The organism is Mycobacterium sp., from assembly GCF_965229105.1.
Classification (GTDB): domain Bacteria; phylum Actinomycetota; class Actinomycetes; order Mycobacteriales; family Mycobacteriaceae; genus Mycobacterium.
In genome coordinates this window covers 2,973,796-2,986,678 of sequence record NZ_OZ245858.1, presented here as the reverse complement: position 1 = coordinate 2,986,678, position 12,883 = coordinate 2,973,796, and the positions used below count along the sequence as shown (strand labels likewise).

Annotated in this window: 12 protein-coding genes; 7 read left to right on the top strand and 5 right to left on the bottom strand. The window is 64.9% G+C overall.

The window, feature by feature from the left end; genetic code table 11:
* The first annotated feature begins 71 nt into the window (after nucleotides 1–71).
* The 3 genes from ADBZ9O_RS14165 (at nucleotide 72) to ADBZ9O_RS14155 (ending at nucleotide 3,384) form a co-directional block, all read left to right on the top strand.
* Complete coding sequence (locus ADBZ9O_RS14165) at nucleotides 72–506, top strand: pyridoxamine 5'-phosphate oxidase family protein (protein ID WP_526532229.1); 435 nt, start codon at nucleotides 72–74, stop codon at nucleotides 504–506.
* Nucleotides 507–681: 175 nt separating this feature from the next.
* Entirely contained in the window at nucleotides 682–2,607 is a 1,926-nt protein-coding gene (locus ADBZ9O_RS14160) for a pyruvate kinase (RefSeq protein WP_526532227.1), read from the top strand.
* Between the two features lie 9 nt (nucleotides 2,608–2,616).
* A complete protein-coding gene (locus ADBZ9O_RS14155; protein ID WP_526532225.1) occupies nucleotides 2,617–3,384 on the top strand; it encodes an HAD family hydrolase in 768 nt (255 codons plus the stop codon).
* On the opposite strand, the gene ADBZ9O_RS14150 is transcribed toward ADBZ9O_RS14155, so the two are convergent.
* The 3 genes from ADBZ9O_RS14150 to ADBZ9O_RS14140 all read right to left on the bottom strand — a co-directional run bounded on the left by ADBZ9O_RS14150 (nucleotide 3,381) and on the right by ADBZ9O_RS14140 (nucleotide 6,389).
* Nucleotides 3,381–4,169: an SDR family NAD(P)-dependent oxidoreductase gene (locus ADBZ9O_RS14150; protein ID WP_526532223.1), complete on the bottom strand. Its 789-nt coding sequence runs from the start codon at nucleotides 4,167–4,169 to the stop codon at nucleotides 3,381–3,383. The genes ADBZ9O_RS14155 and ADBZ9O_RS14150 overlap by 4 nt on opposite strands.
* Complete coding sequence (locus tag ADBZ9O_RS14145; RefSeq protein WP_526532221.1) at nucleotides 4,166–5,731, bottom strand: MFS transporter; 1,566 nt, start codon at nucleotides 5,729–5,731, stop codon at nucleotides 4,166–4,168. The genes ADBZ9O_RS14150 and ADBZ9O_RS14145 overlap by 4 nt, the downstream gene beginning before the upstream one ends.
* Before the next feature lie 79 nt (nucleotides 5,732–5,810).
* On the bottom strand, nucleotides 5,811–6,389 hold the full coding sequence (locus tag ADBZ9O_RS14140; RefSeq protein WP_526532219.1) for a TetR/AcrR family transcriptional regulator: 579 nt from the start codon (nucleotides 6,387–6,389) through the stop codon (nucleotides 5,811–5,813).
* A 1,089-nt stretch (nucleotides 6,390–7,478) separates the two neighbouring features.
* On the opposite strand from ADBZ9O_RS14140, the gene ADBZ9O_RS14135 reads away from it, so the two are divergent.
* Nucleotides 7,479–8,096, top strand: coding sequence for a hypothetical protein (locus tag ADBZ9O_RS14135; RefSeq protein ID WP_526532217.1), 618 nt, complete (start codon nucleotides 7,479–7,481; stop codon nucleotides 8,094–8,096).
* A gap of 85 nt (nucleotides 8,097–8,181) precedes the next feature.
* On the opposite strand, the gene ADBZ9O_RS14130 is transcribed toward ADBZ9O_RS14135, so the two are convergent.
* Both ADBZ9O_RS14130 and ADBZ9O_RS14125 read right to left on the bottom strand, forming a co-directional pair.
* On the bottom strand, nucleotides 8,182–9,153 hold the full coding sequence (locus ADBZ9O_RS14130; protein ID WP_526532215.1) for an SDR family NAD(P)-dependent oxidoreductase: 972 nt from the start codon (nucleotides 9,151–9,153) through the stop codon (nucleotides 8,182–8,184).
* Between the two features lie 184 nt (nucleotides 9,154–9,337).
* A complete protein-coding gene (locus tag ADBZ9O_RS14125) occupies nucleotides 9,338–10,249 on the bottom strand; it encodes an NmrA/HSCARG family protein (RefSeq protein WP_526532213.1) in 912 nt (303 codons plus the stop codon).
* 163 nt (nucleotides 10,250–10,412) lie between these two features.
* Here ADBZ9O_RS14125 and ADBZ9O_RS14120 point away from each other — a divergent pair, with 163 nt between their 5' ends.
* The 3 genes from ADBZ9O_RS14120 (at nucleotide 10,413) to ADBZ9O_RS14110 (ending at nucleotide 12,825) form a co-directional block, all read left to right on the top strand.
* Nucleotides 10,413–11,072, top strand: coding sequence for a TetR/AcrR family transcriptional regulator (locus ADBZ9O_RS14120; protein ID WP_526532211.1), 660 nt, complete (start codon nucleotides 10,413–10,415; stop codon nucleotides 11,070–11,072).
* Between the two features lie 65 nt (nucleotides 11,073–11,137).
* Nucleotides 11,138–11,917: an SDR family oxidoreductase gene (locus tag ADBZ9O_RS14115; protein WP_526532209.1), complete on the top strand. Its 780-nt coding sequence runs from the start codon at nucleotides 11,138–11,140 to the stop codon at nucleotides 11,915–11,917.
* Nucleotides 11,918–11,973: 56 nt separating this feature from the next.
* On the top strand, nucleotides 11,974–12,825 hold the full coding sequence (locus ADBZ9O_RS14110; protein WP_526532207.1) for an alpha/beta hydrolase: 852 nt from the start codon (nucleotides 11,974–11,976) through the stop codon (nucleotides 12,823–12,825).
* Nucleotides 12,826–12,883: the final 58 nt, after the last annotated feature.

Here is a 12,883-nt window from a genome sequence, read left to right as displayed (position 1 = left end):
GTCTTTCGGACCGGGCACTTTGGGACCAATGGCCCTCCCGGTAGCCGATACCTCTCGATAACGTTGCCGCCATGTCCACAAATGCGCCGGCAGTGTCGGTTCTCTCGGATTCCGAGAGCTGGGATCTCATGGGGGGCGTCACGCTGGGACGACTCGTCACAAGCGTTGATGGCCAACCCGAGATCTTTCCCGTCAACTTCGTCGTGCAGAACCGCACCGTACTGTTCCGCACCGCGGAAGGTACAAAGTTGGTCAGCGCGGCGATCAACAATCAGGTGCTGTTCGAGGCCGACGGAAGCACAGCGCAGGAGGGCTGGAGCGTGATCGTCAAGGGGACAGCCCGCGCGCTTCGCTCCGACGAGGAGATCGAGGAGGCCCGGCGGGCATGTCTATCTCCTTGGCAGCCAACACCACATCCGCATTTTGTCCGCATCCGCCCAATGAGCATCTCCGGCCGTCGATTCGATTTCGTCTCCGCACCCGATAACGAATCGGCGCTCGCCTGAGACTTTCGCGGTGCTGGCCTACATCCACTAAAGCGGTCTCGCCCAAATCCGTTGATGCGCAACCCGATATCGGTGAATAGTTGCTGAACACCTCACCTGCCATCGACGCTGCTGCTCGCCGGCCAATGACGTGAGGGGACCAAAGCCTCTAGGGCGGGGCGTCGGGGCCGCCGTAATGTCGGGGTGGAGACAAGAGCAACACACACAGGAGCCTCCGGTGCCGGGTACACAGATCGACGCCGATAACACGGCGGCGCAATTGATCCAATTACGCGACGATGTAGACGAGCTCTTGGGCAGGCTGGCCGGTGCCGAGTCGCTGTGGTCCTGGTGGCTGCGCGAAGTAGCCGCAACGCATCGGTCCAGCGCCCGAAACATGCTGCATTACTGGGCTCTTCGACAAGAAGATCTGCGCGACCTGCAAGCTCGCCTCAGCGCATATGGACTGTCGTCACTGGGGCGTAGTGAACCGCATGTGCAGGCCACACTTCTGTTGGTCAAATCAGCCATCGCCGCCATGCTCGGCGGTCGGTGGCAACAGCCGTTAGCAGCAGGCGTGCTCACCGACCAGGGAGCTGAACTGCTGCGGCACCGAACCGGAATGCTCTTGGGGCCAGAGCCGGTCGACCGCGTGACCCGCATCATGGTCACATTGCCCTCGTCGGCTGCGAAGGACGCCGATCTGGTTCGCGATCTGGTGGAGCGCGGGATGAACGTCGCACGCATCAACTGTGCGCACGACGATGCCGAGGCATGGCGCACGATGGCAGATCATGTCAAGCAGGCCGCCCAGGCCACCGGCAAAGTTTGTCTCATCGCGATGGACCTTGCCGGACCGAAGCTGCGCACCGGTCCACTCGAACCCGGGCCACGATGTGTGAAACTCCGGCCGGCCAGAAACCAACTCGGACAGGTGACCTCCCCGGCACGTGCCTGGCTGACCGCCGCCGAAGACCCCATCGACCCACCCGACCCAAAGCTGTTGTCGTTACCGGTGTCCGGGGACTGGCTGCGCCGCCGCCAGGACGGGGACACCGTGGATCTGCACGACACCCGCGGTTCGAAGCGCCGACTGGTACTTGAATCCGTCGATCAGTCAGCCGCACACGGCGGTGGATTCGTGGTCCATGCCGACCAGACGACCTACCTCGCCACCGGGACAGTTCTGCATGTCCACGGCGCCAAGGATTCGACGCACCTGTGCGAACTGCCTCAAACCGAACAGCACCTGACCCTGCACCGGGGCGACACCCTGCAGCTGACCAGGGATTGTGCACCCGCTTCAGTGGCCTCCGATCGCCCACCGCGCATCGGCTGCACACTGCCCGAGGTCTTCGACCACGCACGCCTTGGCCAGAAAGTGCACCTCGACGACGGACTGATCCGCGGCGAGGTAATCAGCGTGAGTTCCACACTGCTGGGCGTGCGGATCGACCACGCCGCCGACAACGGGTCGCGACTGCACGGGGGCAAGGGAATCAATGTGCCCGATGCAAAGCTGCCGATCTCCGCTCTCACCGAGAAGGACATCGTTGACCTGGCCACGGTGGTCGAGCTGGCGGATCTCGTTGAGATGTCTTTTGTTCGAGACCCTGCCGACGTCACACAGTTGCTCGACGAGCTGAGCCGTCTCGGCGACGAGTCACTGGGGATCGTGCTGAAGATCGAGACCCGGCAAGCGTTCGAGAATCTGCCGCAGCTGTTGCTGACCGTGATGCGTCGTCCGCGAGTCGGGGTGATGATCGCGCGAGGTGACCTTGCCGTGGAATGCGGATACGAACGACTCGCCGAACTACAGGAGGAAATCCTGTGGCTGTGTGAGTCCGCGCACCTCCCGGTGATCTGGGCAACCCAAGTGCTCGAACAATTGGCCAAGACAGGCAACCCGTCCCGGGCCGAGATCAGCGACGCGGCACTGAGCGAACGCGCCGAATGCGTGATGCTCAACAAAGGTCCCTATATCGACGAGGCGGTGTCGGTCCTCGCCAACATCCTGCAACGGATGGCGGATCACCACTACAAGAAGACCGCCCTCATGCCGACGCTGGACTCCTGGCATCCCGATCCCCACGACGATCCGGCAGCCACCAACGTTGCCTGAGAACACGACATGAGTAACTCGACCCTGCAGCCTCCGGTCACGATTGACCCGCGCTGCTACGACGCGGTCATCTTCGATCTCGACGGCGTCGTCACCGATACCGCGTCGATCCACCGGAGCGCGTGGGCGATGTCGTTCGACGAGTTTCTGGCGCGCCGCCCACAGCGGGTGAACGAGGACCACTCCCCCTTCACCGATGACGACTATCGGCGATTCGTCGACGGCAAACTGCGCTATGACGGGGTAGCCGACTTTCTGGCCTCGCGCGGGGTGTCCCTGCCGCCGGGTACGCCGTCTGACGCGACCGACGCCACCGTCTACGGCCTCGGTAACCGCAAGCAACAGGTGTTTCTCGGGCTGCTGGACAACGGTGTGCCGCTGTTTGATTCGACGGTTGCGCTGGTGTGCACGCTCCAGAAGGTGGGGGTGAGAACTGCCGTCGTCACGTCCAGCCGCAACTGCGGACATGTGCTGCGTGCCGCCGGGATCGGTGACCTCTTCGGTGTCTGCGTCGACGGTGTCGTCGCCGCCGAACTCGGACTTCCCGGAAAGCCCGATCCTGCCGTCCTGGCCGAAGCGGCGCGCAGGTTGGGTGCGCAGCCGCAGCGGTCGGTCGTCGTGGAGGACGCCGAAGTGGGCGTCGCCGCCGGCCGCAATGGTGGATTCGCGCTCGTCATCGGCGTCGATCGCACGGGCCACGCCCAGGAACTGTTGCTTAACGGCGCTGATGTGATCGTCGCTGACTTAGCCGAGGTCGAGGTAGTGCTGTCCCCTTAGCGCGCCGCAGTAACCGGCGTGCGCATACCGTGGATCACCCTGCCCAATATGCGGCTGCGCATCCGTCGGGACAACGGCGCCAACGACGAGGTCAGGACCTTCCCGCGTACCCCGGGCACCACGGTCCGTCGGCGTCCGAGTGCCGTCAACGCGGCCTCGGCGACGATGTCGGGTGTCGTGGTCGACGTCATCGTCAGGCCTGCCCGCTGACCGAACCCGGAATCGACCGGACCGGGAGCTACGGCGATCACGTCGACGCCCTGCGGGCCCAGTTCGTCGTGCAGGCCCTCGGCCAGGGCCTGCACATAGGCTTTCGATGCGGCGTAGTTGGCCTGGCCCGGAACGCCCTGCCACCCGACGATGGAACCGAACAGCACAATCCCGCCCCGCCCGCGGTCCACGAGACGGCGCGCGAAGGTGTGCGACAGGTGCATCACCGCAGTGACGTTGACCGCGAGTAGGTCCAGCTCGGCCGCCAGTGGTGTCTCCAGGACGGTGCCGGTGGTGCCGAACCCGGCAGCGAGCACGACCAACCCGACGTCGAGCCGGCTGGTGAGGTCCTCGATGGTGTCGGCGGCCCCCGGCTCGGTGAGGTCGACCGGTGCCACTATCGTCTCGATGCCATGGGCGGCCACCAGTTCCGCGGCCAAGGCCTGGAGCGCACCTTCGCGACGAGCGGCCAGCACGACGTTGATGCCCGCCGCGGCGATGTGGAAGGCCAGCGCCCGCCCGATCCCGTCGCTGGCGCCGGTGACCAGGGCCCACGGCCCATACCCGCTTCTCATGATGCGATGGCCTTCGCAGGATGGGCGGGCAGGAACGCGAGCACGAAGCATGCCCCCACCAGACATACGCCCGCGGCGGTCAGACACCCTGCGTGAAGGCCGGACATGAATGCGTCACTGACGGTGTCTCGGAGCGTTGCTGCCACTGACGGCGGTGACGAAGCGGCGACCTGCAAACCCTGGGCCAGTCCCTCGCGTGCGGTGTCCTGAGCGAATTGCGGTGCCGCCCGAAGAATTTCGCTATCAGCGAGGTGCCTGATGTAGAGCGTCGAGAAGATGCTGCCGACCACCGCCACGCCGAGCGTGCCGCCGATCTGCCTCGTCGCATCGTTGACGGCTGAACCCGCGCCGGCCTGTTCGGGCCGGACCACCCCCATGATGGAGTCGGTGGCAGGCGCTGTCGTGAGCCCGAGGCCGCCGCCGAGAAGGACCATCTGCCCGGCCACCTGAAGATAGGACACGTCGACCGCCACAGTGGCCACCCACGCGAACGCTGCGGTGAGCATCACCAGGCCGACGAACACGACAGCCTTGGTGCCTATCCTGGTCACCGCGAGGCGGGTACCCAGGACTGAGCCGACAGCAATCGACAGTGCGACCGGAAGGATGCGCACACCGGTCTCCAGCGGGCCGAAACCCTGTAGCAGTTGGAAGAATTGGGTGATCAAGAAGATGAAGCCGAAGAGAGCGAAGAAGGCGACGGTTACCGCGGCGCTGGCCGCGCTGAACCGCAGATTGGTGAACAGGCTGACATCAATCAGCGGATCATCGCAGCGCCGCTCCCACCAGATGAAGGCCACCATGGCCACCGCGGCCACACCGAAGCCGAGCAGGGTCCAGCTGGCCGTCCAGCCGCGATCGGGCGCCTCGATGATGGTGTAGACCAAGGCACCGAGCAGCGCGATCGACAGCAGCAACCCACCACGGTCGAGCCGTGCGGAAGATTCGGTGGCCGACGCCGGTACGAACACCACGGCACCGATCGCGGCGACCAGCGCAATGGGCACGAGCGCCAAGAACAGGCTGCCCCACCAGAACGTCTCCAGCAGTGCGCCACCGAGGATGGGCCCGATGGCGACGCCGAGACCGGTCACCGCTCCCCACACGCCGATGGCTGCGGCCCGGTGCTTGGGATCGCGGAAGGTGTCGGTGATGATCGCCAGCGTGGTCGGGTAGATCAATGCCGCCGCGATGCCCATCACCAGCCGCATACCGATCAGCGGCCCAGTCGCCGTGCACAACGCGGCCCCGACGCTACTGGCCGCGAGCAGCACCAGACCCGCGATCAATGTGCCGCGCCGGCCGAACTTGTCACCGACGGTGCCGCCGGCCAGGACCAGCGCGGCAAAGGCCAAGTTGTAGGCGTCGACGATCCACTGCAGGCCGCGCGTCGAGGCGCCCAGTGCCGAATTCAGCGTCGGGAGAGCCACATTGACGATCGTGGTCTCGACGTTGATGGACAGGGCCGCCACCAGCACGACGGTCAGGATCAGGATCGGCCGTGCGCGCGCAGGAGCCGAGTGGGCGCCCCGGGAGTGGTCACGCGAAGCGATGGTTGCCATGGTTAACGCCCTAATGTTGACAGCAGTAACATGCCGAGAATGACAGAGAATGTAACTGCTGTCAACATCTAGGCGGAGGCTAGTGGAGTCCCTCGGAGATCACGTCGAGCAGCCGGTCGGCGATCAGCTGCTTGCGCGTCGCATCGGCCTCACTCAAGGGGCCGTCGAGGAACAGGGTGGACAGACCGTGCACCGCGGCCCAGGCACCTTCGTCGAGACCGTCGCGCCGGTCCGGGGAGAGCACACCCGTGGCGACAAGGTCGTCGATGCAGCCGACCAGGATCTGGAACGGATGATGCTCTGGGACAGAGACTTTCGCATCCTCTGTCGGGCGGGTGTGCGCAAGGCGCGCCGCGTCCTGGTGCGCGAAAGCTGTCCTAAACAAGCCGGGTTCGGCAAGCGCGAAGTCGATATACCCCTGGCCGGTGGCGCGCAGGCGCCCAAGCGCCCTGATGCCCTTGGGCCCCCGACGTGGCACCGCATTGAGCCGGGCCACCATCGCATCGGCCAGGCACGTCTCGGCGTAATCGGTCACCGCGGCGAGCAATGCGTTGCGATCGGAATAATGCCGGTAGGCCGCGGAATTACTCACCCCCGCCATGCGCTGGACGTCGCGTAACACCACCGCCTCTGGCCCACCCGAGCGCGCCAGTTCCACGGCGTGCTCAAGAAGGGTCTGCCGCAGGTTGCCGTGATGATAGGTGTCCTCGCCGGAACGGGACGCTCGTGTACTCAGTGCCTGGCCCTTCCGCGCGCGATGTTGACGAACCTTACATTAATGCAGTCCGACCAGGCTTGGCGCGAACCGGGCGGCCGGGACGTGGCTGTGTGCATCGCGGTAGTGGTTGCGACCAGCAGTCTGCAGATCGGTGGGCTCATCAACACGGACGCATGTACATCAGATAGACGGGCTGCTTTTGGTTGGCCCCGAGAGGTCCAAAGTTGTCCGAGTACCCGCTCAGAAATGAGTTACAAGACCTCGCCCTGAACGTAACTCCCGTTGGGAGATTGATGTACTCGTAGCAACCCTGCGCGTTTGTCTGCCCGTTCCGGTACAGCGACGTTGGCCTGCCAGGAGGCGCCAGCAGGAGCTGAATGTTGGCGTAAGCCACCAATTGTGCCCTGGCGTTGTACACACATCCATAGATCCGACCTGCGGCCGCCTGCGCGGGGGGCGCCGTAACGAGCGCAAAACACGTCGCGGCCGCTACGGTGGCCGCAGCGGCCCTGCGCGCCGATTCAATGATGAACCGCCGCACCGAAAATGTTCCTTGAGTAGTCACGTTGCACCGCTTTCTGCTGTCGCCACTTCGGAGTGTCCGAAACTGCACTGAGCATCCGTCGCTGCGATATGCATGTGGTGAGTAGTCGACTACCTGTCCGGTTATCGAAGTGCCGGGGCACCCCTGGTGGCCAGACCGTCGCACTCCACCTACATCACTTCCCTTGAGCACAAACCTTTTACGCAACAACAGCGTTCTTGTGATACCTCACCGCAAATCCGGACCTGGCGAAACCATCCATATTTGTGAGCGAAAAGCTCTGCCCCGCTGACAGTTTCGGGGCACCTGACCGTGAACGTAGTTGGGCCGGGTAGAGGAAACCTGCGGGTGCCCCATGCGAAAAAACTCGCAAATATACATATGTTCTACACAGCTCGCTGATGCGAAACACATAGGTTCCAGATGGTGACCGTTTCGTGTTACTAATGTGACTGGTGTGCCAGATTGTTATCCGAGTACCTCTTGTGCTTGATGTCTGGGTGCAATCACTGGAACCGGAAGGCACCAACATGGCTACAACAACACCGACTCCGTTGGATGAACTCAATCCATTGACTAGATGCGAAGTCAAGGCTCCAAGACACCGGACCGCGTCCACGTCGCACGTCGTCACCGCTACCTCGGCCGTGATCCGCGTCATCGCGCTGACTGGCGCAGCGGCCGGCCTCGCAACCGCATTGTCAGCATCGGCGAACGCCGACAACGGAACGTCAACTCTGTTGAGCGAGATAGGGATCGGCGGCAATGGTGCAGTCAGCCAGGCGATCGCGCAAATCGGCGTATCGCTGTGTCCGCTGTTTGTTCAACCTGGCAGCCAGCTCGCCAGCACGGCGACGACTGCAAGTGGTCAGGGCGGAACCTTAGGATCACAGTTAGCGGGCGGGGTTGCGGGACTGGCGATTCAATCCCAGTGCCCCAACTTCATGACTTCGTTGGCCAACGGCGACTTTTCGGTGCTGTCCAATGCGGCAAGCATGCTCGGGATGGCGACACCAGCTGCAAACCCGCTGTCCTCCATCACCGGAGCGGCTACTGAGAATCCGCTCAGCGCCCTCAGCACGCTCACGACTCCCGGAGCCTAAGGCTCAGATCGCGCAATTGGGCCGACAGCACGTCTGTGACGAAATAGTTTGTCGCGCAGTCGAAGACCGCATGCCACTGGTGAGGTCATTGGTGGACCAGTTGTGAGGAGATCGCCCAAAGGTGCTCGGCGGTTGCGGGGTTCAGCGCCCACTCTTTGACGCCATGGGGGTGCTGGGCCAGGTCGGCGTCGTTGGAGACGGTGTAAGCCTCTTGCCCATCATCAAGATAGTGACCACCTGTGTGGGCAAACTCGGGAGCGACTGCAGCGACGATGCTGGTTGCGGCACCCTGCTCTATGGTCTTGTAGGCGAACACGCCTGCAGCCTCCGCCGCATCGAGTGACTCCCTCTGCGCCACAGTGAAATTGCGTTGCAGACCGGTGGCGACGCCGCCGGGGCTGACAGTGTTCGCGACGATTCCCTCAGCTGCCCACCGCCGGGTTGCTTCGACGGCGAACAGAGAGTTCGCTGTCTTGGATTGGGCGTAGGCGATCTGCGGGTCATAGTCGCGATCGCGAAAGTGGATGTCGGCGAAGTCGATTCCGGCTCGCATATGAGCCGTCGAGCTGACCGAGACGATCCTTGCCCCGTCTCGCTCGGCAGCACCGGCCGCGAGGGCACGGTGTAGGCCGCTGGTCAGAGCGAAGTGACCGAGATGGTTCGTCGCGAATTGCAGCTCCCATCCCTGGGACGTTCGTTCCAGTCCGCTGGTGACCAGGCCGGCGTTGTTGATCAGCAGATGAAGCGGCCCCTGCCATTCGTCGACGAATTCGTGGACGGATGCCTGGTCGGCCAGGTCGAGTCGGGCAACGTGTGGCCGAGCCCTGCCGTTGCCCTTCTCGATCCAGTCAGCGACGCCCGCCCCGGCTGTCGTGTTGCGAACTGCGAGTGTGATTTCGGCGCCGGCGACGGCCAGGGCGCGTGCTGTTTCGACGCCGATGCCGGAGGACGCGCCGGTGACGATCGCCCGCAGACCGGTGAGATCGACTCCCTGGAGGACCTCGGCTGCGGTACTGGTTGCGGTAAAGGCCGTGGTAATGAGGGCAGGGATCGCCACGGTCACACCCGATTCGATCGGGTTGGTGGTGCGCAGATCAATCCGGAGCTCTGAGGCATTGGTGTGTCCTTTCGACGTCCCGCGAGTTCCACAGTGTTGACAACGCGGCGGGCTCTGCGGTGAACACCTCGTAGCCACTCTTTTCCCGCGCTCAGTGGGCTTCGCATGCGCGCACGTGGGGCGCCTATGGGCTCCAGCGCTCATGGAGCCATTGTTCGAATGTCTGCAATTGCGGATCGAGGTCGGCGGTGAGCGCCCGATCTGCTTGATAGGACGGCGGTGTGGCGAACCACGTGAACATCGCGCGCAGGTCGTCGTCACCAGCGGCTGCGGGCGGCAGCCCTTCGAAACGGGCGGGCTGTCCTGCCTGGCGCCCGAACGCGTCGGCGATCTGCGAGCCGGTCAACTCGTCGCCGGCGATTTCGATCGCACCCGTTGGTACGCGAGACGGGTCGATGAGCACCGCGGCGGCGACGGCGCCAATGTCGTTGACGGCCACCATTTGTAGTGGAACGCCGTCGGGCATCGGCAGACGCACCACCATTTCGCCGTCCTCAGGCACCGGCGACTGACTCAGAAGGTTGTCGTAGAAAAACGTCGGTCGCACGAATGTGGTCGGTACTCCGAGGCTTTCGATGTACTCCTCGACGCGGCGCTTGCTCTCGAAGTGTGGGATCCCGGTGTGCCGCTCCGCGCCGCCGACCGAGCTGTACACGAGGTGCTCCACGCCGGCGGACTTGGCCGCATCCGCGATGAGGATGCCATCGTCGATCTCACCCGTCGTGCCGCGACCCGAGGCCATCGTGGTCATCGCGAAGACCCGCGCAACCCCATCGAGGGCCGTCTGGAGACTCGCCGGGTCGTCGAAATCGGCAACGGCCAGTTGCGCCCCCGCGGCGAAGAGGGCCTGTGCGGCCGGTTTCTCCGGGTCGCGGACCAACGCGCGTACCTCCACCCCGGCGCTCAGCAGAGCCCGCGCGGTCGCGCCGCCCTGCTGTCCGGTTGCTCCGACGACCGCGAACACGCCAGATAGCGCCACGTTCTCTCCATTCGCGAAGTGCAGCAGTTGCGTCGTTGCGGGTGCGGCGGCGCTCATTAGCGGACGAATTATTCCGCATAAAAGTAGGGTAGGTCGCTTACCGGCGTTTAGGCAATGCGAGCCGCGCCGCGTCGGCCTGTCCGGAGGCACGTCGCGCCACCGACCGTTACATCGCTCCGTCGCGGCTCCTGGCGTCTGCAGGCGGTGGAACACTCGACGAATGACCGAAGAGCCCACAGGCCAGACAGGGCGCCGACGCGCGGTACGCCATGACGCTCGGATCAATCGGGAACGCATTCTCACGGTCGCCGCCGAGTTGATGGGCCGCCGTGGGCGCAACGTTCCGCTCGCCGACATTGCAGAGGCGGCCGGCGTCGGCGTGGGCACTCTTTATCGGGGATATCGCGACCGCACCGCGCTGCTGCACGCCCTGGAACACCGCGCCTACGGTCTGCTCATTGCCGCACTCGACCACATCGGCGAATCCGGGCGTACCGGCGCCCCTGCGGTGCAGGCCTATCTGGAGGAATGTCTGCGGTTGGGGGACCAACTGGTGCTCCCCCTGCGTGGGGCGCCACCCTTGACCGACCCCACCTCCATCGATGCGCGGCGACGCATCAACAACGCCCTGGAGCAGTTCCTCGCCGATGGGCGGGCCGAAGGCACCGTGCACGCGGACGTCAATGCCACCGACGTCATCGCCTGCGGCGCGATGATCACCCAGCCGCTGCCTCATGGTCCGACTTGGGAGCGCCTCGCCCATCGTCACGTCGCGTTGTTCGTATCCGGCTTGCGGGCCACCGATGCCCCGGGGTTGTCGGCACCGCCCATAAGCAGCCAGGACGTTGAATCCGCCTTCGCCAACGACGCTGCCGGCTGACGCGCGCTGCAATACCGGCCTACACTGAAGCGGACGATTTCGTCCGGAAACGGGAGGCGGTAAACGTGGCTACAGAAGGACGGCTCGCGGGCCGGCGGGCGTTGGTCACCGGAGGCGGGCGTGGCATCGGCGCGGCGATCGTGCGGCGCCTGGCAGCCGACGGCGCCCTCGTCGCCGTCAACTACGTCAACGACGCGGCCTCTGCAGAAGCGCTGGTCGGTGAGCTCAACGAGGCTGGCCATCGCGCCTCGGCGTTCCAGGCCGACGTCGCCGATCCCCAGCAGACCCAGGCCCTGGTGGCGCGGGTCGTCGCCGAATTCGGCGGCCTCGACGTGCTGGCCAGTAACGCCGGCGTCGAGCACTTCGGCGCGCTCGAGACCATCACCGCCGCCGACTTCGACCGCGTCTTCCACATCAACGTGGCCGGTCAACTGTTCACCGCCCAAGCTGCCGCAGCCTCAATGGAATCGGGTGGCCGCATCCTGCTCATGTCATCGGTCAGCGCTCGCATCGCCGTCTATCAGCACTCCCTCTACGCCGCCAGCAAGGCCGCGGTGTCTGCCATGGTGCTCAACCTCGCGCCGGAACTGGCCGAACGGGGCATCGCCATCAACGCCATCGCCCCCGGAGGCACCGTGACCGACATGGCAGCGGAGAATGGGCCGAAATACACCCCGCCGGCACTGCGCGGCGTTGCTCCACCCGAGGCCATACTGAAGTCGATTTGCGCTCTGGGTCGACGCGCCGAACCCAGCGAAATTGCTTCCGTCGCAGCCTTTCTACTTTCCCCGGAGGCGTCCTACCTAACCGGCGCCACCATCGACGCCTCCGGCGGGCGCATGTGATCGCGGCGACCCGATGACCCGACAACAGCGCGACGCGTTGGACCAACTGCTGCGGGATGGGCCGCTGGACATCGGCGGCGACCTGGAGGTCCAACGGCCCCGTCTTCGAAGCGATGGCAGGCGCACAGCCACTGCCTGGTGACGTAGCGGTCACCCAGCGCCTCCTGGGCGGCATCCCCGTTATCGACGTCGAGATCGCCACTGTCGACACCACCGACGTCATCGTCTACTTCCACGGCGGCGGATACGCATTGGGATCGGCCTCAGCGTCGGTAGGGCTGGTCTCAGACCTCAGCCGCCGAGCGAAGACCCGAGCTATCTCGGTGGACTACCGACTCGCCCCCGAACATCCCCACCCCGCCGCAGTCGACGACGCACTCGCCGCGTATCGGGGGCTGCTCGAGGAGGGCCGACCGGCGTCGCGCATCGCGGTCGCCGGCGAATCAGCCGGGGCCGGACTGACGTTGGCCACCCTCATCGCGGCCAGGGACGCCGGCCTACCCTTGCCCTGCGCCGCCGTCCTGATGTCACCCTGGGTCGACCTGTCGCTCGGTGCGACCAGCATGACAACAAAGGCCGCCGTGGATCCCGTGCTGAGTGCAGCTGCTCTGCGGCGGCGTGCCGACGACTACGTCGGAAATCGTGACCGCACCACGCCGCTGATCAGCCCGCTGTTCGCCGACCTTCACGGTCTCCCGCCGCTGCTGATTCAAGCTGGATCGCACGAAGTCCTCCTCGACGACGCAACACGACTCGCCGTGCACGCCGCTTCCGCCGACCTCACCGTCAGCCTCGAGATCACAGCCAATGTGCCACACGTCTTCCAAGGATTTGCCGGCATCCTCGATGAAGCAGGCGCGGCATTGGCCAGCGCCGGCGCATTCATCCGCACCCACATGACCACGTGATGCGAGTCGTGGCGGTTCGACGAACTTGCCGTCGTTGCCGATCAGTTGCGCGACGCCG